Below are 20,866 nucleotides of genomic sequence, written 5' to 3'. Positions count from 1 at the left end.
CGGAATGCATCCCTACGGTGTAACTCATACATCAGATCGAGCTGGAGGTTGTCGTGGTCGACGCAGGGATGGACCGGACCGAGGTCGTCATCGTGGGCTCGGGGTTCGGCGCGCTCGCGGCGGCGAAGAAGCTGGCGAAGGCCGGCACGCCGTTCGTCCTCATTTCCGAGACCACCGAGCACCTGTTCCAGCCGCTGCTCTACCAGGTGGCGACCGGCGTGCTCTCGGCAGGCGAGATCGCTCCCTCCATCCGCGCGATCCTCGCGAAGTACCCGAACGCCGACGTCCGGCTCGGCCGGGTCGTGGATGTGCACGCCGACGCGAAGGAACTCGTCTACGAGGCCGCGGGTGAACGGCACACCCTCGGCTACAACTTCCTCATCGCGGCCACCGGTGCGCGCCAGTCGTACTTCGGCCGCGACGAGTTCGCCAAGGTGACCTACGCGCTCAAGACCGTCAACGACGCGAAGCGGCTGCGCGACCAGATCGTGCGCTGCTTCGAGGAGGCGCACACCACCACCGACCCGGAGCGCGCCAAGAACCTGCTCAGCTTCATCGTGATCGGCGCGGGCGCGACCGGCGTCGAGCTCGCCGGTCAGATCAAGGAGCTCGCCGGCCGGTACTTCGAGCAGTCGATCCGCGGCATCACCGCCGACGACGTCACCGTCACCCTGGTCGAAGGCGCCGGTGTCGCGATGCCCGCGTACGGCGGCAAGCTCAGCGAGTACACGAAGGCCTCGCTGGAGAAGTCGGGTGTCGAGGTAGTGCTGAACACGCTGGTCACCGACATCGACGAGCACGGCGCCACCTTCAAGGCGCACGGCAGCGAGGCCGGGGTGCGGCGCACCGCCGAGACGATCGTCTGGTCGGCGGGCGTACAGGCCAACGACTTCGCGGGCGTGCTCGCCGAGCGCACCGGCTGCGACACGGACCGGGCGGGCCGGCTGCTGGTCAACCCGGACCTGACGGTCGGCGGCCGCGCGGACATCTTCGCCGTCGGCGACATGACCTCGCTGAACAACCTGCCGGGCCAGTCCCCGGTGGCCATGCAGGGTGGACGCCACGTCGCCAAGACCGTTCTCGGCAAGACCCCGCGCGGCACCGCCTTCAAGTTCCGCGACAAGGGCTCGATGGCGATCATCAACCGCTTCCGTGCGGTGACGAAGGTGAAGAGCATCGAGCTCACCGGCTTCATCGCCTGGGTGCTGTGGCTGGCCGTGCACATGGTCTACCTGGTCGGGTTCCGCAACCGGTACATCGCGGTGATGTCGTGGTTCGGCTCGTTCCTCGGCCACCGGCGCCCGCACTTCCACTACGCGCAGGAGCCGTCTCCGGTGGGAACGGTCGACGCCGACGCCGACGACGAGGTGCCGGTCGCCGCCTAACCGGGCGTGACCGTCGGGGTCGGACGCGCGGCGCAATAAGCTGAGTGCGCCCGCGCGTCCCGACCCCCGAAAGACACTGATGGACACCACCTCTCCCGTCCTCGTCGACGATCTCCGGGCGAGCACCCAACGCCGCACGCTGATCGTGGTGGTGACCTCGCAGATCCTCGGCGGCGCCGGACTGGCCGCGGGCGTCACCGTCGGCGCGCTGCTCACCAAGGAGATGCTCGGGTCGAGCCGATACGCCGGGCTGTCCTCGGCCCTGTTCACCCTCGGGTCCGCGGCCGCGGCGCTGCTCGTCGGGCGGGTCTCGCACCGCCTCGGCCGCCGGACCGGGCTCAGCATCGGCTACCTCGCGGGCGCGGCGGGCGGCGCCGGGGTGGTGCTCGCCGCGGTCATGGACAGCCTCCCGCTGCTGTTCGTGTCGATGTTCGTCTACGGATCCGGTACCGCCACCAACCTCCAGGCCCGGTACGCGGGAACCGACCTGGCCGAGGCCTCGCATCGGGGCCGGGCGGTCAGCACGATCATGGTCGCGACCACCTTCGGCGCGGTGGCGGGGCCGAACCTGGTTGAGGTGATGGGTGACCTCGCGGACGGGTGGGGCATTCCCGTGCTGGCGGGCCCGTTCATCCTGTCCTCGGCCGCATTCGCCGCCGCGGGCATGTTCCTCTTGGCGTTCCTGCGGCCCGATCCGCTGCGCGTCGCGCGACAGCTGCAGTCCGAGCCGGTCGTCGCGGGCGGGGAAGTACCGCCGGAGCCCGACCGGGACACGCAGCGCCGGGGCATCCTCGTCGGCGCCACCGTGATGGTGGTGACGCAGATCGTGATGGTCGCGATCATGACCATGACCCCGATCCACATGATGGATCACGGACACGGCCTCGGACAGACCGGGATGGTCATCGCGATCCATGTCGCGGCCATGTTCCTGCCGTCGCCGCTGACCGGCATGCTCGCCGACCGGTACGGACGGATCCCGGTCGTGGTCGCGGCCGGTGTCACCCTGCTCGCGGCGGGCATCCTCGCGGCCCTCGCACCCGCCGATTCCGTGGTGCTGCTCTCCGTCGCGCTGGGTCTGCTGGGGCTCGGCTGGAACTTCGGGCTGATCAGCGGCACCGCCATCCTCACCGACTCGACCCCGCTGGCGACGCGGGCCCGCACCCAGGGTTCAGTCGACCTGTGTATCGCGCTCGCCAGTGCGGGTGGCGGCATCGTCAGCGGGATGGTGGTCGCCTCGAGCAGCTTCGCGGTCCTCTCGCTCGGCGGCGGGCTGATCGCGCTGGCGCTGATCCCCGTGCTCGCACTGAACCGCAGGCAGGCGCAGGCGGCACCCGAACCCGCTCGGGCCGGCACCACGTCATGACCTCGGACTGACCGCAGCGCCTCTCATGGCATCCGCAACCGGGGCACCGGCGGGACCCAGTCGGGGTCGCGGGTCGTGACCGCGAGCTCGTCGATCACATGGGTGGACCAGGCCAGGAGCCCCGTGATGTCGAGGGCGTGCGGCGGCCGGTCCTCGTACGACCCGACCAGATCCCGTCCCCTCCGCAGCCGGGCCGCCGCCACAAGGGATTCACCCCGCAGCGCCCGCTCCATGCCATCCGCCAGCTGCCACAGGCCCTGCCAGAGTTCCAACTCCTCAGGGGGCGCGAGCACCGATTCGGCCTCCAGCAGGTCCCGCGCCCGCGCGGGATCGCCGTGATCCATCAGTCGCTGCGATTCGGTGATCGCGGCGCCGAGGTCGAGCTGTGGCCCCCAGGAAACATCGGCCATGTACCGAATCTAACCCCTCCGACACGCGGCGACCAGGGTCCACGGGGGACATCACGACCGAACTGAGAGTGTCACGAACGGGTCCAACGCAACCCGACATGCGGGACCATACGAGTGACCTTCGTCACATTCAGGTAACGAAATGGATACGTTTCGAGATGTTTAGATCTCGGTCGTGACCTGCGGGGGAGGCGGAGACAGCCCTCGGATCTGGACGGGTGTCCGTGCGTCGGGACCGCCAACCGAGGGGTGCGAGGGCCCCCGAACTGCGGCTACCGTCGCTTCCGGTTCACAAACGAGAACCGCCACCGGCTCGCCCACCTTCGCGAACTGCCCAGCGAGATCCGGTCCGACGCAACACATCAGGGCAGTGACGAGGCCAACATCGCCGCGGGGCAAGACCCCGCCGCCCGCCTCGGATGCAGGAGAGGACCCATCACATGTCGATCAACCATGCACGCCGGACCGCCACCAAGACCCTCGGCTGGATCGCCGCGACCGGCGCCCTCGTCGCCATCCCGATGGGACTGGCCGGCGGCACCGCGAACGCGGCAGGTCACAATTGGGACGCGGTCGCCGAGTGCGAGAGCAGCGGCAACTGGGGCATCGATTCGGGCAACGGATTCTCCGGTGGCCTGCAGTTCACCCCGAGCACCTGGGCCGCCTACGGTGGCCAGGGCCACGCCGCGAACGCCTCCCGCGAGGAGCAGATCCGCGTCGGCGAGAACGTGCTCGCGAGCCAGGGCCCGGGCGCATGGCCCGTGTGTGGCCAGTACCTCTGATCCGACCCGGTTGCCGCCCGAGATTCTCGGGCGGCGGCCCCAACGGGCACTCCGGCGCCCTGCGGGTGTGACAGGCAGTGTCCCGAGCGGGCACTGACCCAGTCGACCTCACGCGCTCCCCGGCATCGGGTCGAGGTCCTCGCCCGCACAGGTCAGCGCCTCGATATCGATCTCCGCGGGCTCGAACGATGCCCGCACCGCGGTCGCGGTCACCCAGCCGCGGCGCAGGAGCCCCGCGTCGGTCCTCTCCGCCTCACTGATCTCCGCCTCACCGCGGCGGATCTGGGTGAAGGTGACCGTGAAATGGTGCTGGTCCCGCCGATCCAGCTCCGCCTGGACCGCGCCGAAGGCGGCAAGTGGAGCCGCCCGCAGGCCGCGTACCTCCGATAGCGGGAGGTCAGCCGCATTCACGTTGAGCACGACGCCCGGTACACCCCTCGAGGCCGCCCACTCGATCGCGCGCCTGGCGACGGCGGCCGCTGTCTCCCAATGCTCCGGGCGAGGGCTGTCGACCGACAGGGCGACCGCCATTGCGCCCAGACCGGCGCCGGTGAGCGCGGCACCGACCGTCCCCGAGTGCAGGATCGCGTTGCCCGTGTTCGGCCCGTGATTGATCCCGGAGAGCACGAGATCCGGCGCAGGACCGAACGCGCCTTCGGAAGCGACGAACACGATCAGTGCCGGAGACGCCTCCACGGCGGTCACCTCCACATCGGGCGTTCCGTCGAACCGCCGCGGAGACAGCACCAGGCGACCCCCGTCCTCCAACGCACTGAACGCGGTCGACGTGCGGCGCCGCCACCACCACCTCCAGACCTGCGTCGACGGCGACGCGGGTCAGCAATTGGATGCCGGCGCTGTCCACGCCGTCGTCGTTCACGACCAGCGCCCTCATCGACGGGACCATCCCGCGGCGGGCCTGACGACGACCGTGTCGGCCAGCTTCGTGATCACCTCTCGCTGCCCGGACCCCAGACCCCGCCGGGTCACATTCAGAGCGCCTGCGGCCGCGCCGAGCTTGAGCGCGTCCCTCATACACGCCCCGGACGCGACCGCAACGGCGATACCGGCAGTCATCGAATCTCCCGCGCCCCGGTGATCCGCCGGTCGTAGCGGCGGGGGCGGCACCTCCCACAACTCTCCGCCCACCAGTGCGAGCGCAGGATCGCCCGCGCGGGAGACGACGACGGTCTCGGCGCCCTCCGCGTGCAGCCGTTCCATCGCCGTGCCCAGCGAACCGACGTCCGCCGAGGCCGCGAATCCGTCCTCGACGAGTTCTGTGTGACTGACCTTGAGGACCGTCAACCCGCCGCGCAGCGCGGCCGACAGCGTCGCTCCCGACAGATCGGCGATCACCGGAACACCGAGCTCCCTCAGGTCACCGACCAGGCGCGTGTAGACCTCGACCGGAACCACGTTCTCGGACCGGCTCCCCGCGAGCACCGCAACGCTCGACGACATGCCCTCACCGAGTGCCGTGCCGTACATATCGTCCGCCTCATGCCTAGACAGACCGATCGGATCGATCTCGACGATGACCTCCCTCGTCCCACCGCGGCGATCGTGGATGTAGGACCCGTTCGGGCCTGCGACCGGCACGCCGCGCACGTCGATGCCTTCCCCGGCGATCAGGTCGGTCAGGATTCCACCCGTCTCGCCGCCGAAAGGGCCGCACAGCCGCACCGCGAGTCCCAGCGTCATCGCCATCCGGCCGATCCAGCAGCCCTGGCCGCCCGCGTGGACGTGCAGCTCCGGACCACCATCGGGTCGCGGCTCGATCGTGATGGTCAACACGGGGTCGGGAGCGAACACGAAGGCAGAACGTTCCTCCGTGGCGCCGCTGTCGCCGGCGGCCATGGGCGACTCCTCAGATGCCGAACCGCCCAGACGCAGGGCGGTCCCGCGCTGTCAGGTTCGCTGCTCCCGGTCTGGCGGCGCGATCCGCTGGGTCGCGTCGGGGTCGATGGCGTCGGCCCGTTCGAACTGCCCGTCCAGTTCCTCGCGTGACTTGGCGGCATCGGTCGCTCGGGCTCGAGCGCGCTCCTGCAACCGCTCGGCTTCGGCCTTCTTCACGTCGGCCTCTGCCTCGGCGATTCGTGCACGCGCGGCTGTCTTGTCCGCCAGCGCCTCCTCCTGACCGACCTCGTGAGATTGCGCGGTGGCCCGTTCACGAAGGTCGGCTGCCTCGGCGCGCTGATGCCGTGCCCGTGCGTTCCTCGTCATCCAGACCGCCGCGGCCGCGAGCACCACGATCACCACAATCACGACGATCCAGATGACAACGTCCCTGTCCATGTCGATGTGCCTCCTCGTACGGAGTCCGGCCTCACGATGAGGCCGACTTCTTCTTCGAGCGCGTACTGCGACGTCGCCCGTCCTTGCTCCCCGACTTCCTGGTTCCCGCTCTGGCCCTGCTGCCACCCGACTTGCTCGTCTTGCGTGACTTGGGCGACGTGGCGTTGCGTCCTCCCGAGGCCTCCACGCTCGCGGACAAGGCATCCAACAACGAGGAGATCTCCTCGTCGGCCTCGGCGGCCGGCGCCTGGGGCTCGGTGACCTCGTCGCCCGCGACCTTCGCCTCGATCAGCTTCTGCAGTGCCGCGCGGTAGTCGTCGTCGAATCGCTCCGGTTCGAACACCGGCTCGGACATCGCCTCGATGAGCGAACCCGCCATCGCCTTCTCCTTCGGCTTCACCTGGGGCGCATCCTCTTTCACGAAGGCGAAGTCGGGCGTCCGGACCTCGTCGGGCCACCGCATGGTGTTCACCATGATGACGTCGCCGTAGACACGGAGCACCGCAAGGGATTCGCGCTGCCGGATCGCGATCTTCGACACCGCGACCTGACCCGACTTGTGCAGCGCATCGCGCAGCATCACGTACGGCTTGAGTGCAGATTGCTGCGGCGCGAGGTAGTAGCTCTTGTCGAAATAGATCGGATCGATCGATTCGAGCGGCACGAACTCCACCACCTCGACGGTTTTGGCGCTGGACAGCGGGAGGACGTCGAAATCCTCATCGGTGAGGATCACGACGCCGTCGTCGGTCTCGAAGCCTTTCGCGATCTCCTCATAGGGCACCTCGGCGTCGTCGAGGGTGCAGACCCGTTGGTATCGGATCCTGCCCCCGTCGGCGGCGTGCACCTGGTGCAGGGGGACGTCCTTGTCCTCGGTCGCCGCGTAGAGGCTGACCGGGATCGCGACGAGTCCGAACGTCACCGTGCCCTTCCAGATCGAGCGCACACCGTCACCCTCTCCACCTCGTATTGGCCACGCCTGCCGGCAATGTCAGAGCGTGCAATCGATGATGCGCATGCCGTGCATCGACGGCTTGGCGCTCACTGCATGGGTGCTCTCGGTGTTCTCGAGCAGCCTGCGTCCTTCGGCCGTGTTCAAGCAGCACACCCCCAGCTTGGCCGCCGCGCTGAGCACGAGGGCGTCGTCCGGGGTGCAATTCCCATCGAGCACGTCCTCGGTCGCGATCGCGCACAGCGAATCGGAGCCGACGTCTTGGGTCACGCTCACGCCGTGAGCGCTCGCCCATTCCGAGAACTCAGACAGTTCCGACGGGTCTCCGATGAGCACGACACTTCGCCTGCCTGGCTCGGATCTCATGAGGTAGCCCTTCTCGCCGGGGCGGCAGTCATCTCCGCCCTCTATCCCAGGATTGCCCGTAAGGACCCCACCGAAACCCGCGCACGGGAACGCGACGATGTGCATCCCGACCGGTTTCGGGATCCCCTGGGATGGGAACACCCGTGGCATGAGCAGGCGGAGGCGGCGAGCGCACGACAGTGCGGATTTCGACGTCAGCAACGAACCCGGGTTCCGGCGCTACGTCGAGGCGGTTTCCGCCGCGGTCGGGGCAGATCCCGAGCACGTGCACTGCACGTTCTGCACAGCGGGGCCGGCCTCGGAGGCCTACATCGCGGTGCCGGGCCGGCGGGACGCGTTCCCTGGGCGGGAGGTCGCGTTGCTCTGGGTGCCGTCCGGCGGATGGCAGCTCGCCGTCGAAACCTCCTCGACCGAGGACATGATCATCCTCGGGAGTACGACCGGAAGCCCGGTACCTCAGCCGAGTGCCGTGATGGCGTTGTGCGAGGACTACCTGCACCCGAGTCCGAGATGACCGTCGACGAACCGCCCACGGGCGAGGGGAGTGACCATGAGTAGCAAACCGGAGTTCGTCGCGAACCGGCTCGACGAGATCATTCACGAGTACGAGTCGGACGCCCCGGCAGGTCCCGGCGCCGGGGCACCCGATGGGACGACGGAAGGCCCCCTGGTGATCGCGCAGCGCCGCAGGGCGGAGCTCGATACCGCCACCGACGAGCGCGTCGACGAGATCGCCGCGGAGTATCCCTCCATCGCGGAAGCCTGGTCCGCAACCTGATCCGCCCTGCGTGCGTGGACGTCACGTCCGGCCTGTCTGCGCGCGAAGGTCCTCGTCGAGCGACGCCCGGACGAGCGCTGCGGCCAGTTCGCCGAGCCGGTCGGGCGGGGCGAGTTCGGCGAGCCTGTGCGGATCGGTCGGCAACCGGAGGCCTTCGGCCGATTGCGCGGCTCGCTCGTCGAAGTACGGCCGAACCCAGCTCCACACGTCCTGGACCGCAGGAAGATCGCGGCTCCGACCGGCCCGATCCCGTCGAAGTCGGTGAGAAGCCGGGTCGCCTTCGCGACATCGTGATCGCTCTCGCGGGCGAGCCTCCGTAGGTCGTCGCGGTACAGATCCTCGACGCGGGCGGCTGCGTTCTTGAGACGGGTCGCCGTGCGCTCGTCGTATCGGACATAGTGGCCGCGCCCCAGCGCGGCGATGATGGTGCGGCGCTCTGCCGCGCGCACGGCGCGTGGGCTGCGGAGACGCGCGCGGAACAGCTCTGCCGCGGCAGCGACCGCGATGTCGGCGGAGATCCTGGTGCTGAGCAGCAACGCGAGAATCAACAACTGGAACAGCGGCGCGGGGGTGTCCTTCAACCGGATTCCGGCTTGCGCCGCGTAGGTGTTCCCCGCCTCGTCCAATAGCGCCGAGACGATCGTGCGGTCGGTGTCGCTTCGCATGAACCGAGGGTTGCCCGGAAGTCGGGATCGAAACCGCGCAGGCCGCCCCGACCCGCTCGTCACTCGACGGTGAGCATGTCCCCGGCGCGGGTGACCGCGTAACCGGCGAGCGCCTCCCGCGCCGGTGTGCGGACCACCGAACCGTCGGCGATCGAGAAGCGACTGCCGTGGCAGGCGCAGTTGATGGTGCCGTCGCTCACCTCGGACACGAGGCAGCCCTGGTGGGTGCACACCGCCGCGAACGCCCGGTAGACGCCCGGTTCGGGCTGGGTCAGGACCAGTTGGTGCTCGGCCAGGACGATCCCGCCTCCGACCGGGACCTCGGAAACCGGAACCCGCGCGGGTTCGGTGCTCCGGTCCTTGCCGACGGCCGCCACCCCGGTGCTGCAGCCCGCGACGGCCAGGCAGCCGGTCGCGCAGGAGGCGGCCAGGAAGGCTCGGCGGGGCATCGAGCCCGCCTGATCGACGTCGGTCATGCGGGAACCACCAATCCGGTCAGGTACATCAGCATGATTCCAACGCCGATCCCGCCCAGGACCACCGGGTCCACGGACGTGCGATCGCGGCCGTGCAGGGACGGCGTGATCTGGACGATCACCTGGATGATCGCGCCGACACCGACACCGACACCGACACCGAGCAGCAACGCGGAGACCTCGGCGTTGCTGACGCCCGCCCCGAGGGCGAGCTCACCGACGGCATAGGCGGATCCGTTGGCCAGGCGCCCAGCAGCAGGCCCGCCGAACCCGCCAGCGCCCCTCCGATCAGCAGCTGACGCCGCGACGGCGCGCTCGCCGAGCCGCCCTCGATCGGGGCGACGGGCATGGCGCGCGCAAAATTTCGATTGATCACATCGCAAAGTTTGAAACACCTAACTTAAGTGTTCATGCCATCTTCATCGCCGGAGCCGGCAAGTTCGATGCAGGGTGTTGTTAATACAGATAAATCTGTATTATTGACATATGGACACCCTGGTGAGCAGCGACGCACTATCGCGGTTCGGATACGCGCTGTCGGACTCGACGCGGTCGCAGATCCTCTTGAGCCTGCGCAACGGGCCCGGATACCCGTCCGATCTCGCCGACAAGATCGGCGTCTCACGACAGATCCTGTCCAACCATCTCGCGTGCCTGCGCGGCTGCGGCCTCGTGATCGCGGTTCCGGAAGGCCGCCGTAGCCGGTACGAACTCGCCGATCCGCGGATCGGCAGAGCGCTCGAGGACCTGATCGGCCTCGTCCTCGCGGTCGATCCGTCGTACTGCCCCGACGCCGCGACCGAGGAATGCTGCTGATGGCGTCGAACCTCGGACTGCCCGCAGCGCGTCCACGGCCAGGGGCACCCGCACCCGACGAGGCACGTAAGCGGGTCCTCTCGCGCCGGATCCGGCTGTTCGTCGGCGCCACGATCAGTTACAACATCATCGAGGCAGCGATCGCGCTGACCGAGGGCACCCGGGTCTCGTCGGCGGCGTTGATCGGGTTCGGCCTCGACTCGGTGATCGAGGTGTCCTCCGCGGCGGCGGTTGCCTGGCAGTTCGCGGGCCGCGATCCCGAGGCCCGCGAGAAGGTCGCCCTGCGGATCATTGCCTTCTCCTTCTTCGCCCTGGCCCTCTACGTCAGCATCGACGCGCTCCGGTCCCTGTTCGGTCTCGGCGAGGCCCGCCACTCGACCGTGGGCATCGCGCTCGCCGCCGTCAGCCTGGCCGTCATGCCCGTCCTGTCCTGGGCGCAGCGGCGAGCCGGCCGCGAACTGGGGTCGCTCTCCGCGGTGGCGGACTCCAAGCAGACCCTGCTCTGCACCTACCTGTCGGCGGTGCTGCTGGTCGGGCTCGCCCTCAACAGCCTGTTCGGGTGGTCCTGGGCCGACCCGATCGCGGCCCTCGTCATCGCCGTGATCGCGGTGAGGGAGGGAATCAACGCCTGGCGGGGCGATCCCTGCTGCCCCACTCCGGCGGCCGGACGGCCGAGCGACGACACGGCCGATCCCGACTGCGACTGCTGCGACTGAGCACCGAGACACCGGGAGACCCCGATGCGGGCCATCACCCCACCCGCCCGAGCGCTGTACGACCACGAGATGACCGCTGGCCGGACCGCGCCCACCGCGCAAGAAAGGTGGCGGCACCTCGAGCGCGCCCACATCATTTCGCAGCCACACCCCTGGTTGCACACCCGCAACCATGTCGCGATGCTCGCACTCGCGCTGGCCCAGCGGGATCGGGGAGAGGCGCTCGGCCAGGTCGTCCGGATCATCGTGGCCGCCCCAGGCTCACTGTCCGGGCGCTACCCGGAGGGGAACACCGGGCGCGCATCCGCGGGACTCACGACCCCCATGCGGATCCCTGACGACCTGGCCGAGACCGTCACCTCGTTCGTCGCCTGACACCTGGTCCACACACCCCCGGACCGGCACGTGTGATGCACCTCACACGCAATACAGGCATGTACCCAGGTAGTCCGACCGTTGTCGGGTACCCGCGCCTGCGGGCAATGTGTCGTACACGGGGCGAAGGTTACGAAGGTGAGGTTTCCGCGATGTACCAACACCAACTGCTACACCCGCGCGTGACGTGTCGGGTCGACGAGATCGGCCGGCGAGACGCCCGCGCCGGGAGTGGTGAGGTAACCGAGGAAGCCACGTTCACCGGAGCTCCGTCGTCGGGATCCGGTTCGATCGTGTCGTGGATGGTGGTCGAACCCGCCATGAACGAGATGCACGCGGAACCGCTGCCGACCACGATCGCGATCGTCGATCTCGACAGCGGCGGACGGATCTACGCGTCGATCGAGGGCGAGGTCCTGGTTCGAACGGGCCAGCGAGTGCGCGTGCTGCTGCACCCGGCGATCCGGGGCGCGAGATTCCCCCTCCGCGGCGTGGTCGGCTCGATCGCCTGCGATTGCCGTCGGGAGAAGGCGCCAACACACGAACCGCCACCCCGACAGCACCACACGCACAACGCGGGCGACATCCTGGAGTGGTTCCTGCGCCGGCGAAGCTGGACCACCTGGACGCGTACGACCGAGGTAGAGAGGTCGCGATGATGTGGAGCCCATGCACATACGCGCGGCGTTGGCCCGAGTTGTGGGAGCCGCTGAGCGAAGCGGACCGGTGGGTGCTGTCGCAGACGCTGGCAGACGATCATTCCGAGGACGTGAGCCGCGAGGAGGTCGCGGATCTGGCTCGGTATCTGGCCGGCGACATCACGGCCGACGAATACGAGCTGCGAGCAGCCTGGCGACAGGTCGGCGCGGACACCGTGCAGCTCGATCGCGGTGCGGTCGGCCCGCTCCGCCTCGACACCGTCGCCTGAGCCGTCGCCGACCCGGTGACACCGGGGGAGCCGGACGCAACCGGGGTGGGACGCCTGCGGTGCTAGGCAACCGCGGTGGGACGTGCCACCATCGTGAGGTGACCAGCACACCCGCCGAGCCACAACGCCTTCGTGACCTCGCCCGGCTGCGCGGTGTCCGCGACCGGATGGACCGGGAGTATGCGCAGCCACTGAATGTCGAGGCGCTCGCCCGCGACGCGCACATGTCGGCCGGGCATCTCAGCCGCCAGTTCCGTCTCGCCTACGGCGAGTCGCCGTATTCCTATCTGATGACGCGGCGCATCGAGCGCGCGATGGCATTGCTGCGTCTCGGCGATCTCAGCGTCACCGAGGTCTGCTTCGCGGTGGGCTGCTCGTCGCTGGGCACCTTCAGCACCCGATTCACAGAGTTGGTCGGTATGCCGCCGAGCGCATACCGGGACCAGACGCGCCCCGGGGGGGAGATGCCGTCCTGCGTCGCGAAGCAGGTGACCAGACCGATCAGGAATCGAGAAGCGCAGGCGGTGTCACCCCAATTAGCGTGACTGCCATGGACATCAGAATTCACTCGGCCTTCCTCCCACACAACGACCGCGACGCCGCCCTGACCTTTTACCGCGACACCCTCGGCTTCGAGGTCCGCAAGGAGGTCGGCTACAACGGGATGTACTGGATCACCGTCGGCCACCCGGACCAGCCCGACACCTCGCTCGTCCTGCACCCGCCCGCCGCCGACCCCGGCGTCACCGACGACGAGCGGCGCATGATCACCGAGATGATGGCCAAGGGGACCTACGCGATCCTCACGTTGGCCACCCCCGACCTGGACGACACCTTCGGCAAGCTGGTGGCCAACGGCGCGGACATCGTCCAGGAACCGATCGAGCAGCCGTACGGCATCCGCGACTGCGCTGTGCGGGACCCCGCAGGGAACCTTCTCCGAATCAACGAGGTGCGCTGACATGACTTCCACCAAGCCCATGACCGCCATCAAGTCCGTCGTCCTCGAGGTGCCGGACCCCTCGTCCGCCGAGGCCTTCTACGCCGCATTCGGGGTCGGCGATCATGTCGGCGTACGCGCCGCGGAGGCACCGACCACCGGATTCCGCGGCTACACCCTGTCGCTCGTGGTGTCCCGGCCGAACATCGTCGATGCCTTCGTCGGGGCCGCCCTCGACGGCGGCGCCACCGCCATGAAGCCGGCCAAGAAGGGGTTCTGGGGCTACGGCGGCGTCGTGCAGGCCCCGGACGGCGCGATCTGGAAGATCGCGACGTCCACGAAGAAGAACGACGGACCGGCCACCCGGCAGATCGATGACATCGTGCTGTTGCTCGGCGTCGAGGACGTCAAGGCGACCAAGCAGTTCTACGTCGACCGCGGACTGGAGGTGGGGAAGAGCTACGGCCGCAAGTACGTCGAATTCGCCACCCCGCCGTCGAACGTCAAGCTGGCGCTCTACGGCCGTCGCGCCCTCGCGAAGGACGCGGGCGTGTCCCCGGACGGAACCGGATCGCACCGGATCGTCATCGGCAGCGATGCCGGACCCTTCGTCGACCCGGATGGCTTCGCGTGGGAGACCGTGCCCGGGAGGGCGTGATCGGTGGAATATAGGGACAACGGGTCGCGACGGCGGCCTGACAGAAGGGGAACGATGAGCTCTGCCACGAGGACCGCTACGCAGTCGCCTGAGCTGCACGCCGCCGACAGCCACGATCTGATCCGCGTGACCGGGGCGCGGGAGAACAACCTCAAGGACATCAGCGTCGAGCTCCCGAAGCGGCGGCTGTCGGTGTTCACCGGCGTCTCCGGCTCGGGCAAGAGTTCGCTGGTGTTCAGCACGATCGCCGCGGAGTCGCAGCGGATGATCAACGAGACCTACAGCTCCTTCGTGCAGGGCTTCATGCCGACCCTGGCGCGGCCGGAGGTCGACGTCCTGGAGGGGCTGACGACCGCGATCATCGTCGACCAGGAACGGATGGGGTCGAACCCCCGGTCCACGGTCGGCACCGCCACCGACGCCAACGCGATGCTGCGCATCCTCTTCAGCCGGCTCGGGCAGCCGCACGTCGGCTCGCCCCAGGCGTTCTCCTTCAACGTCGCCTCCGTCAGCGGTGCGGGCGCGATCACCACGGAGAAGGGCGGACGGGAGATCAAGGAGCGTCGCGCCTTCAGCATCACCGGCGGCATGTGTCTGCGCTGTGAGGGTCGCGGCAACGTCTCCGACTTCGACCTGACCGCGCTGTACGACGACAGCAAGTCGCTGAACGAGGGCGCGCTGACGATCCCCGGCTACAGCATGGACGGCTGGTACGGCCGCATCTACCGTGGCTGCGGCTTCTTCGACCCGGACAAGCCGATCTCGAAGTTCACGAAGAAGCAGGTGAACGACCTGCTGTACAAGGAGCCGACGAGGATCAAGGTCGACGGCGTCAACGTGACCTTCGAGGGCCTTATCCCGAAGATCCAGAAGTCGTTCCTGTCCAAGGACCGCGAGGCGATGCAGCCGCACATCCGGGCGTTCGTCGACCGCGCGATCACCTTCCAGACCTGCCCCGAGTGCGACGGCACCCGGCTCAGCGAGGGGGCTCGATCCTCCAAGATCGAGGGCAAGAGCATCGCCGACGCCTGCGCGATGCAGATCAGCGATCTGGCCGACTGGGTCCGGGGTCTCGACGAACCCTCGGTGGCGCCGCTGCTGACCGCGCTGCGGCACCTGCTCGACTCGTTCGCGGACATCGGGCTGGGGTACCTCTCGCTTGACCGACCGGCGGGCACGCTGTCGGGCGGCGAGGCGCAGCGCACCAAGATGATCCGGCACCTCGGCTCGTCGCTCACCGACGTCACCTATGTATTCGACGAGCCGACCATCGGCCTGCACCCGCACGACATCGAGCGGATGAACGCCCTGCTCCTGCAGCTGCGCGACAAGGGCAACACGGTGCTGGTCGTGGAGCACAAGCCGGAGACCATCGTGATCGCCGACCACGTCGTCGACCTCGGCCCCGGCGCAGGCACGGCGGGCGGCACCGTCTGCTTCGAGGGCTCCGTGGAGGGGCTACGGGGGAGTGACACCATGACCGGCCGCCATCTCGACGACCGCGCGGCGGTCAAGGAATCGGTGCGGTCCTCGTCCGGTGCGCTGGAGATCCGCGGCGCGACGTCGCACAACCTGCAGGGTGTGGACGTCGACATCCCGCTCGGGGTGCTCTGCGTGGTCACCGGCGTCGCGGGCTCCGGCAAGAGCTCACTGATCGACGGCTCGGTGTCCCGCAGGGACGGTGTGGTCTCGATCGACCAGGGCGCGATCAAGGGCTCCCGGCGCAGCAACCCGGCGACCTACACCGGGCTGCTCGAGCCGATCCGCAAGGCGTTCGCGAAGGCCAACGGCGTGAAGCCGGCGCTGTTCAGCTCCAATTCCGAGGGCGCGTGCCCCACCTGCAACGGCGCGGGCGTCATCTACACCGACCTGGGGGTCATGGCCACCGTCGAATCCCCCTGCGAGGAGTGCGAGGGGAAGCGGTTCCAGGCGTCGGTGCTCGAGTACACGCTTGGCGGCCGGAACATCGCCGAGGTGCTCGCGATGCCGGTGGCCGAGGCGGAGGAGTTCTTCGGCGCCGGCGAGGCCAAGATTGCCGCCGCACACAAGATCCTGCAACGGCTCGCCGATGTCGGGCTCGGCTACCTCAGCCTCGGCCAGCCGCTCACCACGCTGTCCGGCGGCGAGCGGCAGCGACTCAAGCTCGCCACCGCCATGGCCGAGAAGGGCGACGTCTACATCCTCGACGAGCCGACGACCGGGCTGCACCTCGCCGACGTCGAGAACCTGCTCGGCCTGCTGGACCGCATCGTCGACTCCGGCAAGTCGGTGATCGTGATCGAGCACCACCAGGCGGTGATGGCGCACGGCGACTGGATCATCGACCTCGGCCCCGGCGCGGGCCACGACGGCGGCCGGATCGTCTTCGAGGGCACCCCCGCCGACCTGGTCGCCGCCCGCTCCACCCTCACCGGCGAGCACCTCGCGGCCTACGTCGGCGCCTGACCAAGGTCGAGATCGCCCCCCAGATCAACCCTGTGACGCGTTGATCTGGGGGGACCTGGCACTGGATGAGCGAACGATGGAGTCGAGCGTCGTACTCGCGCCCGGCAGGTGTCAACAATGCCGAGACGCATCAACTGTTGACACCATCGGAACCGTGCGAGTCAACTTGTTCATGGCCGATTCACCGTTTCCCGATATCCGGTGGGCACCGAGAACAGACTTTTGCGGAAACCGGGCCTCGCCTTTCTCTCGACTCGGGCGGGCGCATGGGCGAACCGCAAGCTCGTGCCCATCGATCGGTGGCTGCTGAAGCGGAGCGCCGGTCGGTACACGGTCTTCGGTCCGTTCGCCACGCCGTTGATGCTGCTGACCACCACCGGGCGCAGGAAGGGGGAGCCGAAAACGATCCCTCTGGTGTACTACCGCGAGGGCAGCCAGATCTTCGTGGTCGGCAGCAACTACGGCCAAGCGAACCATCCCGCCTGGTCCGGCAATCTGCTCGCCGACCCGAGCGCGACAGTGGCCACAGGCGGCAAGGCCATCCCTGTCACGGCGACTCTCCTCGCCGAGCCCGAACGGACGCGAATCTTCCAGGCGTTCAAGGACATGTTCTCGACTTAGCATGGGTACGAACACCGCACGACCCGCTCCCTGCGGGTGTTCGCGCTCACCGCCGCATGAAAGCGATCCGCGCTCAGGCTGCCCCGCCCCAGAATTCGACGAGCACCTTCGTGAGCTCCTCGGGCTTCTCCTCGTTCGGCGTGTGAGCGGCCCCCGCGATGATCTCGAGTTTCACGCCGAGGCGCGCCGCGGCGTCGGCCTGGATGTCCACCGGAATGACGTCGTGCTCGCCTGCGACGACGAGGATCGGCACGCCGGTCGCGGACAGCTCCCCGACACGGTCCGGCTCGGTGCCCATGGTAAGGGCGATCCCGGCGATGTTCGCGGTCTTGGTCACCATGATCCGGTTGTGCAGGAACTCCTTGACCGGTGCAGGGAAGATGTCCTCGAAGGTGCCGAACATGGCTTGCCACAAGGCCTCGTTGCCGCCCGCCCACAGCAGCTCCGGGATCGGGCCCATGTCCATGGCGCCGCCCAGGTTCTGACCACTCGGCGGCGAGTCGAGGATCACGTAGTCCAGGAATCGCTTCGGGTCGTTCAGCACAGCCGCCCTGGTGACGAGGCCACCGAAGCTGTGGCCGAGGAGGTGAACCTTCTCGCCTGGCGCAACCTGGTCGAGCACCTCGGCGAGGTCAAGCGCGAACTTGGCGATCGTGTACTCGCCGACCGCCTCGGGGCCGTCCGGTCCGTCCGAGTCGTACTGGCCGAGCTGGGAGTACGAGATCAGCCGGTAGCCCTCGGCGGTGACGAACGGCGCCATCGGGAGGAAGTCCTCCCGGGAGCCGGTGAAGCCGGGAACCATGACGACGGTGCCCTTGACCTCCGAGCCCGCTTCGGGCGTCGCCTCGAAAAGGGACAGCTCGCCGCGCGAGATCGTGATGCGGGACAGACTGACGGTCATGCCTTCTCCTTGATTACCGAGTGATCATTAGGTTACTGGCACCGCGCGGACGAGACGGCCGCCACGCCCCAACGCCGTGTTGACGAATGTCAACACGGCGTTGGACCAGCAGTTACGCTCGCCGGGTGGACCACGAGGAGAACAGCTATCGGTACTCGTTCATCACCCCCCTGTTGCCGGCCTCCGTGGAGAATCGGATCCGCGACGACCTCGGCGCCACGGTGACCGTTCACGGGCACCTCAATGTCGTCACCGTGGTCGGCGCCGCGTACCGACGCGCCGTCGCGGGCATGAATCTCGCCGAGGCCCTTGCCGAGCGCGGTGTCGCCGCGGAACGAACGCAGCCCGACCTCGTGAATCGCCGGATGATCGCCGAGCGGGCCCGCTGCACCAGGCAGGCCGTCGCGCTCTGGGTGACAGGGCAGCGGCACCAACACGATCCGTTCCCGCTGCCGGTCACGCTGGTCCCGGGGGAGACCTGGGCGTGGGCCGAGGTCAATTCCTGGCTGGCGCGCAACGGGTACCCCCACGAGACCGACTGCACCATCCCGGGACTCGAGGACCATGCGCGGCTCGACGCGCACCTGCTGACCCATCGCGATGAATACCGCGAGGCCGCCGCGGCCGCGCGCCGGAATCTCGGCTAGGAAGGACCCCCCGTCTCCGCCGCCACCAGGTCCGACGTGCGGTCCCACGCCCGATGGCAGGCAAGCGCGTCCCCGAAGTCGGTGAACAGCCGGGTGGGCAGCGCATCCGAGGCCGCGGCCGATGTCACCACGCCGGATGCCGTGACCACATCCGATTCCTCGGCGATCGGCTCGCGCACCCCAGCGGCGAGCAGCAGGCGGAGCCCGGACCCGAACCCCGCGAGCGGCTTGGCGTGATCGTAGGCCTCGGCGACGAACCGGACGGCTGCGCGGCTCTCGAGGAGGGCCGCGACGGCCGCGGGGCCACAAGGGACCACGACTCCATCGAAGAGCACGGAGGCCGTGGTCGGGAGGGCGCGGTCGATGATCAGCTCACCGCCGGAGCCGCCCGGCACGACCCCCTCGGCGGGACCGATGATCTCGACGACCGCACCGCGCTCGCTCAGCCACTCGGTCAGGCGCTCGACGCCGGTCACATCCACACCCTCCGCGACCAGGACCGCCACCCTCCTGCTCACGATGCCCGATGGTTCCTGACCGATCTGGGACAGTGCCGGCGATCTGGCCCCGTTGCCAAGAAGGAGATCGTGGGAGGGGCAGGGAAGCCCGAGCTGGGGCGCGACCCGGGCGGCCAGCGGGTGGCAGATGAGATTCAATTGCGACAGCACCCGGTTGCGGACCTCGCCGTTGCGGACCTTGCCGAGCTCGAAGCCGAATGCGGCGACGATGTGCTCCTGCTCGATCGGGGACATGGAATTCCAGAACAGCCGCGGCTGACTGTAGAAGTCGCGGAAGCTGTCGCTGCGGGCACGGATCTTGTGGCCCTCCACCTTCTCGGCCCGATGCCGGAAGGCCCCCTCGTCGGCCAACGCAGGACACCCCGCACCCAGACTGTTCTTCGTGTAGGCGCTGCGACCCTGCGGGATCTGGTGCTGCCCGTAGCCGTCTCGCTGGTTGGTGCGGACCTCGGCGAGCGGCCGGTTCACCGGGAGCTGAGCGAAGTTCGGACCTCCCAACCGGATCAGTTGGGTGTCCAGGTAGCTGAAGTTGCGGGCCTGCAGCAGCGGATCATTGGTGAAGTCGATGCCCGGCACCACGTTGGCGGTGTGGAACGCCACCTGCTCGGTTTCCGCGAAGAAGTTGTCCGGATTGCGGTTGAGCACCATTCGACCGACCGGCCGGACCGGTACCTGCTCCTCGGGGATGATCTTGGTCGCGTCGAGCAGGTCGAAATCGAAGGCGTGCTCGTCCGATTCGGCGACGAGCTGAACTCCGAGTTCCCACTCCGGATACTGACCCGCCTCGATGGCCTCCCACAGATCGCGCCGGTTGAAGTCGGGGTCACGGCCCGCGATGAGCTGGCATTCGTCCCAGACCAGCGAGTGGGTCCCGAGCGCAGGCTTCCAGTGAAACTTGACGAAAGTGCCTCGACCATCGTCGTCGATCAACCGGAAGGTATGCACCCCGAACCCCTGCATCATCCGGTAGCTGCGTGGGAGGGCGCGATCCGACATCAGCCACATCACCGCGTGCAGGGTCTCCGGCTGCAACGAAACGAAATCCCAAAACGTGTCGTGCGCGGACTGAGCCTGCGGGATCTCGTTGTCCGGTTCGGGCTTCACCGCGTGGATCAGATCCGGGAACTTGATGCCGTCCTGGATGAAAAAGACGGGAAAGTTGTTCCCCACGAGGTCATAGTTGCCCTGCCCGGTATAGAACTTGGTGGCGAAACCGCGCACGTCCCGCACCGTGTCCGCGGAGCCGCGCGAGCCGACCACGGTGGAGAACCGCACGAAGACGGGAGTCGCGATCGACGGATCGCGGAGAAACTGCGCTGTCGTGTACTCACCGAGCCAGCCGTCGTATGGTCGGAACTCACCGTAGGCACCCGCCCCGCGCGCGTGCACGACACGTTCGGGAATGCGCTCGTGGTCAAAGTGGGTGACCTTCTCCCGCAGATGGAAGTCCTCCAGGAGCGTTGGGCCCCTCTCACCCACCGTGATCGCATCGTCGGTGTGACCGATGCGCACCCCCTGCTGGGTAGTCAGACGGCCGGACTCCGCGGGCACTCGGGAGGGGTTCAGGTCGTCATACTTCGGATCATCGGGCGGGCACATGGGACTTCCTTTCTGTTCACGGCGGGTACCCGAGGGCCACCATGCGAAAACCCGTTTCGTTTCGAGCGGCAGGGGGAACTTTCGAACGGGTGAACTCCCACCGGGCCGCGGGTCTCGCGGCGAAGGAGCTACGCGCCCTGGCCGCGACACCGGCCGGCCCGAGCACTGCAGACGACAACCGTCACATGCCGTTAGTCTGAACAGAAAGATGGCGACACGCCGACCGC

26 protein-coding genes and 2 pseudogenes are annotated in these 20,866 nt (G+C 68.3%); 16 read left to right on the top strand and 12 right to left on the bottom strand.

Annotated features, from left to right (window positions below):
- The first annotated feature begins 68 nt into the window (after positions 1-68).
- Positions 69-1,385, top strand: coding sequence for an NAD(P)/FAD-dependent oxidoreductase (locus ABIC28_RS17970; protein ID WP_097209951.1), 1,317 nt, complete (start codon positions 69-71; stop codon positions 1,383-1,385).
- Between the two features lie 79 nt (positions 1,386-1,464).
- Positions 1,465-2,751 (top strand): MFS transporter, encoded by a 1,287-nt coding sequence (locus tag ABIC28_RS17965; protein WP_097209707.1) that lies wholly within the window; start codon positions 1,465-1,467, stop codon positions 2,749-2,751.
- 23 nt (positions 2,752-2,774) lie between these two features.
- On the opposite strand, the gene ABIC28_RS17960 is transcribed toward ABIC28_RS17965, so the two are convergent.
- The gene (locus tag ABIC28_RS17960) at positions 2,775-3,161 is read right to left on the bottom strand and encodes a DUF309 domain-containing protein (protein ID WP_097209706.1); all 387 of its coding nucleotides are present in this window, start codon (positions 3,159-3,161) and stop codon (positions 2,775-2,777) included.
- A 440-nt stretch (positions 3,162-3,601) separates the two neighbouring features.
- On the opposite strand from ABIC28_RS17960, the gene ABIC28_RS17955 reads away from it, so the two are divergent.
- On the top strand, positions 3,602-3,943 hold the full coding sequence (locus tag ABIC28_RS17955) for a transglycosylase family protein (RefSeq protein WP_097209705.1): 342 nt from the start codon (positions 3,602-3,604) through the stop codon (positions 3,941-3,943).
- Positions 3,944-4,051: 108 nt separating this feature from the next.
- Here the strand turns inward: ABIC28_RS17955 and surE are convergent, their stop codons facing one another.
- The 6 genes and pseudogenes from surE to ABIC28_RS17925 form a co-directional block, all read right to left on the bottom strand.
- Positions 4,052-4,639, bottom strand: a complete 588-nt coding sequence (surE, locus tag ABIC28_RS17950; RefSeq protein ID WP_257016938.1) for a 5'/3'-nucleotidase SurE — start codon at positions 4,637-4,639, stop codon at positions 4,052-4,054.
- Between the two features lie 133 nt (positions 4,640-4,772).
- A pseudogene (locus ABIC28_RS17945) lies at positions 4,773-4,838 on the bottom strand (hypothetical protein); the annotation flags it as partial.
- Positions 4,835-5,800 (bottom strand): PfkB family carbohydrate kinase, encoded by a 966-nt coding sequence (locus ABIC28_RS17940; RefSeq protein WP_354580138.1) that lies wholly within the window; start codon positions 5,798-5,800, stop codon positions 4,835-4,837. The pseudogene ABIC28_RS17945 and the gene ABIC28_RS17940, both read right to left, overlap by 4 nt.
- 51 nt (positions 5,801-5,851) lie before the next feature.
- Positions 5,852-6,238, bottom strand: a complete 387-nt coding sequence (locus ABIC28_RS17935) for a hypothetical protein (protein WP_097209703.1) — start codon at positions 6,236-6,238, stop codon at positions 5,852-5,854.
- A 31-nt stretch (positions 6,239-6,269) separates the two neighbouring features.
- Positions 6,270-7,184, bottom strand: a complete 915-nt coding sequence (gene ku / locus ABIC28_RS17930) for a non-homologous end joining protein Ku (protein WP_097209702.1) — start codon at positions 7,182-7,184, stop codon at positions 6,270-6,272.
- 45 nt (positions 7,185-7,229) lie between these two features.
- On the bottom strand, positions 7,230-7,466 hold the full coding sequence (locus ABIC28_RS17925) for a hypothetical protein (protein ID WP_143548361.1): 237 nt from the start codon (positions 7,464-7,466) through the stop codon (positions 7,230-7,232).
- A 238-nt stretch (positions 7,467-7,704) separates the two neighbouring features.
- Between ABIC28_RS17925 and ABIC28_RS17920 the strand changes: the two genes are divergently transcribed.
- Both ABIC28_RS17920 and ABIC28_RS17915 read left to right on the top strand, forming a co-directional pair.
- Entirely contained in the window at positions 7,705-8,070 is a 366-nt protein-coding gene (locus ABIC28_RS17920) for a DUF6292 family protein (RefSeq protein WP_143548360.1), read from the top strand.
- A 36-nt stretch (positions 8,071-8,106) separates the two neighbouring features.
- Positions 8,107-8,334: a hypothetical protein gene (locus ABIC28_RS17915; protein WP_097209699.1), complete on the top strand. Its 228-nt coding sequence runs from the start codon at positions 8,107-8,109 to the stop codon at positions 8,332-8,334.
- Positions 8,335-8,355: 21 nt separating this feature from the next.
- Here the strand turns inward: ABIC28_RS17915 and ABIC28_RS17910 are convergent.
- The 3 genes and pseudogenes from ABIC28_RS17910 to ABIC28_RS17900 all read right to left on the bottom strand — a co-directional run bounded on the left by ABIC28_RS17910 (position 8,356) and on the right by ABIC28_RS17900 (position 9,858).
- A pseudogene (locus ABIC28_RS17910) lies at positions 8,356-8,999 on the bottom strand (endonuclease).
- A gap of 59 nt (positions 9,000-9,058) precedes the next feature.
- Positions 9,059-9,475: a Rieske (2Fe-2S) protein gene (locus ABIC28_RS17905; protein ID WP_097209698.1), complete on the bottom strand. Its 417-nt coding sequence runs from the start codon at positions 9,473-9,475 to the stop codon at positions 9,059-9,061.
- On the bottom strand, positions 9,472-9,858 hold the full coding sequence (locus ABIC28_RS17900) for a hypothetical protein (protein ID WP_179800401.1): 387 nt from the start codon (positions 9,856-9,858) through the stop codon (positions 9,472-9,474). Before ABIC28_RS17900 ends, ABIC28_RS17905 begins: the two co-directional genes overlap by 4 nt.
- Positions 9,859-9,961: 103 nt before the next feature.
- On the opposite strand from ABIC28_RS17900, the gene ABIC28_RS17895 reads away from it, so the two are divergent.
- From ABIC28_RS17895 to ABIC28_RS17850, 10 genes are all read left to right on the top strand, one after another.
- Complete coding sequence (locus ABIC28_RS17895; RefSeq protein ID WP_097209697.1) at positions 9,962-10,291, top strand: ArsR/SmtB family transcription factor; 330 nt, start codon at positions 9,962-9,964, stop codon at positions 10,289-10,291.
- A complete protein-coding gene (locus ABIC28_RS17890) occupies positions 10,291-11,007 on the top strand; it encodes a cation diffusion facilitator family transporter (protein WP_097209950.1) in 717 nt (238 codons plus the stop codon). Before ABIC28_RS17895 ends, ABIC28_RS17890 begins: the two co-directional genes overlap by 1 nt.
- A gap of 24 nt (positions 11,008-11,031) precedes the next feature.
- Positions 11,032-11,382: a DUF3703 domain-containing protein gene (locus ABIC28_RS17885; protein WP_097209696.1), complete on the top strand. Its 351-nt coding sequence runs from the start codon at positions 11,032-11,034 to the stop codon at positions 11,380-11,382.
- Between the two features lie 35 nt (positions 11,383-11,417).
- Positions 11,418-12,041 (top strand): OB-fold domain-containing protein, encoded by a 624-nt coding sequence (locus ABIC28_RS17880; RefSeq protein ID WP_108168795.1) that lies wholly within the window; start codon positions 11,418-11,420, stop codon positions 12,039-12,041.
- The gene (locus ABIC28_RS17875) at positions 12,038-12,310 is read left to right on the top strand and encodes a hypothetical protein (RefSeq protein ID WP_143548359.1); all 273 of its coding nucleotides are present in this window, start codon (positions 12,038-12,040) and stop codon (positions 12,308-12,310) included. The genes ABIC28_RS17880 and ABIC28_RS17875 overlap by 4 nt, the downstream gene beginning before the upstream one ends.
- 98 nt (positions 12,311-12,408) lie before the next feature.
- Complete coding sequence (locus tag ABIC28_RS17870; protein WP_097209693.1) at positions 12,409-12,855, top strand: helix-turn-helix transcriptional regulator; 447 nt, start codon at positions 12,409-12,411, stop codon at positions 12,853-12,855.
- A gap of 5 nt (positions 12,856-12,860) precedes the next feature.
- Positions 12,861-13,271 carry a VOC family protein gene (locus ABIC28_RS17865; RefSeq protein ID WP_179800399.1) on the top strand — a complete coding sequence of 137 codons (411 nt, stop codon included), beginning with the start codon at positions 12,861-12,863 and terminating at the stop codon, positions 13,269-13,271.
- A gap of 19 nt (positions 13,272-13,290) precedes the next feature.
- Positions 13,291-13,908 carry a VOC family protein gene (locus ABIC28_RS17860; protein WP_097209949.1) on the top strand — a complete coding sequence of 206 codons (618 nt, stop codon included), beginning with the start codon at positions 13,291-13,293 and terminating at the stop codon, positions 13,906-13,908.
- A gap of 54 nt (positions 13,909-13,962) precedes the next feature.
- Positions 13,963-16,353 (top strand): ATP-binding cassette domain-containing protein, encoded by a 2,391-nt coding sequence (locus ABIC28_RS17855; RefSeq protein WP_097209691.1) that lies wholly within the window; start codon positions 13,963-13,965, stop codon positions 16,351-16,353.
- 285 nt (positions 16,354-16,638) lie between these two features.
- Complete coding sequence (locus tag ABIC28_RS17850; protein WP_354580130.1) at positions 16,639-16,974, top strand: nitroreductase/quinone reductase family protein; 336 nt, start codon at positions 16,639-16,641, stop codon at positions 16,972-16,974.
- A 73-nt stretch (positions 16,975-17,047) separates the two neighbouring features.
- On the opposite strand, the gene ABIC28_RS17845 is transcribed toward ABIC28_RS17850, so the two are convergent.
- Positions 17,048-17,875, bottom strand: a complete 828-nt coding sequence (locus ABIC28_RS17845; RefSeq protein ID WP_097209690.1) for an alpha/beta fold hydrolase — start codon at positions 17,873-17,875, stop codon at positions 17,048-17,050.
- 125 nt (positions 17,876-18,000) lie between these two features.
- Between ABIC28_RS17845 and ABIC28_RS17840 the strand changes: the two genes are divergently transcribed.
- Positions 18,001-18,522 carry a hypothetical protein gene (locus ABIC28_RS17840; RefSeq protein ID WP_097209689.1) on the top strand — a complete coding sequence of 174 codons (522 nt, stop codon included), beginning with the start codon at positions 18,001-18,003 and terminating at the stop codon, positions 18,520-18,522.
- Here the strand turns inward: ABIC28_RS17840 and ABIC28_RS17835 are convergent.
- Positions 18,519-20,639 carry a catalase gene (locus tag ABIC28_RS17835; protein ID WP_097209688.1) on the bottom strand — a complete coding sequence of 707 codons (2,121 nt, stop codon included), beginning with the start codon at positions 20,637-20,639 and terminating at the stop codon, positions 18,519-18,521. The genes ABIC28_RS17840 and ABIC28_RS17835 overlap by 4 nt on opposite strands.
- Between the last annotated feature and the right edge of the window lie 227 nt (positions 20,640-20,866).

The sequence above is a fragment of the Rhodococcus sp. PvR044 genome (assembly GCF_040548995.1).
Taxonomy (GTDB): Bacteria; Actinomycetota; Actinomycetes; order Mycobacteriales; family Mycobacteriaceae; genus Rhodococcus_G; species Rhodococcus_G oryzae.
Note: the sequence above shows the minus strand (reverse complement) of the source record. Positions and strands in the feature narration are given on the sequence as shown.

Excerpts from the sequence above, each read along its gene's own strand:
- ABIC28_RS17970 (WP_097209951.1), top strand. The coding sequence starts at position 69 with ATGGACCGGACCGAGGTCGTCATCGTGGGCTCGGGGTTCGGCGCGCTC.
- ABIC28_RS17965 (WP_097209707.1), top strand. The coding sequence starts at position 1,465 with ATGGACACCACCTCTCCCGTCCTCGTCGACGATCTCCGGGCGAGCACC.
- ABIC28_RS17960 (WP_097209706.1), bottom strand. The coding sequence starts at position 3,161 with ATGGCCGATGTTTCCTGGGGGCCACAGCTCGACCTCGGCGCCGCGATC.
- ABIC28_RS17955 (WP_097209705.1), top strand. The coding sequence starts at position 3,602 with ATGTCGATCAACCATGCACGCCGGACCGCCACCAAGACCCTCGGCTGG.
- ABIC28_RS17940 (WP_354580138.1), bottom strand. The coding sequence starts at position 5,800 with ATGGCCGCCGGCGACAGCGGCGCCACGGAGGAACGTTCTGCCTTCGTG.
- ABIC28_RS17935 (WP_097209703.1), bottom strand. The coding sequence starts at position 6,238 with ATGGACAGGGACGTTGTCATCTGGATCGTCGTGATTGTGGTGATCGTG.
- ABIC28_RS17920 (WP_143548360.1), top strand. The coding sequence starts at position 7,705 with ATGAGCAGGCGGAGGCGGCGAGCGCACGACAGTGCGGATTTCGACGTC.
- ABIC28_RS17915 (WP_097209699.1), top strand. The coding sequence starts at position 8,107 with ATGAGTAGCAAACCGGAGTTCGTCGCGAACCGGCTCGACGAGATCATT.
- ABIC28_RS17905 (WP_097209698.1), bottom strand. The coding sequence starts at position 9,475 with ATGACCGACGTCGATCAGGCGGGCTCGATGCCCCGCCGAGCCTTCCTG.
- ABIC28_RS17895 (WP_097209697.1), top strand. The coding sequence starts at position 9,962 with ATGGACACCCTGGTGAGCAGCGACGCACTATCGCGGTTCGGATACGCG.
- ABIC28_RS17890 (WP_097209950.1), top strand. The coding sequence starts at position 10,291 with ATGGCGTCGAACCTCGGACTGCCCGCAGCGCGTCCACGGCCAGGGGCA.
- ABIC28_RS17885 (WP_097209696.1), top strand. The coding sequence starts at position 11,032 with ATGCGGGCCATCACCCCACCCGCCCGAGCGCTGTACGACCACGAGATG.
- ABIC28_RS17880 (WP_108168795.1), top strand. The coding sequence starts at position 11,418 with ATGCACCTCACACGCAATACAGGCATGTACCCAGGTAGTCCGACCGTT.
- ABIC28_RS17875 (WP_143548359.1), top strand. The coding sequence starts at position 12,038 with ATGATGTGGAGCCCATGCACATACGCGCGGCGTTGGCCCGAGTTGTGG.
- ABIC28_RS17865 (WP_179800399.1), top strand. The coding sequence starts at position 12,861 with ATGGACATCAGAATTCACTCGGCCTTCCTCCCACACAACGACCGCGAC.
- ABIC28_RS17860 (WP_097209949.1), top strand. The coding sequence starts at position 13,291 with ATGACCGCCATCAAGTCCGTCGTCCTCGAGGTGCCGGACCCCTCGTCC.
- ABIC28_RS17855 (WP_097209691.1), top strand. The coding sequence starts at position 13,963 with ATGAGCTCTGCCACGAGGACCGCTACGCAGTCGCCTGAGCTGCACGCC.
- ABIC28_RS17845 (WP_097209690.1), bottom strand. The coding sequence starts at position 17,875 with ATGACCGTCAGTCTGTCCCGCATCACGATCTCGCGCGGCGAGCTGTCC.
- ABIC28_RS17835 (WP_097209688.1), bottom strand. The coding sequence starts at position 20,639 with ATGTGCCCGCCCGATGATCCGAAGTATGACGACCTGAACCCCTCCCGA.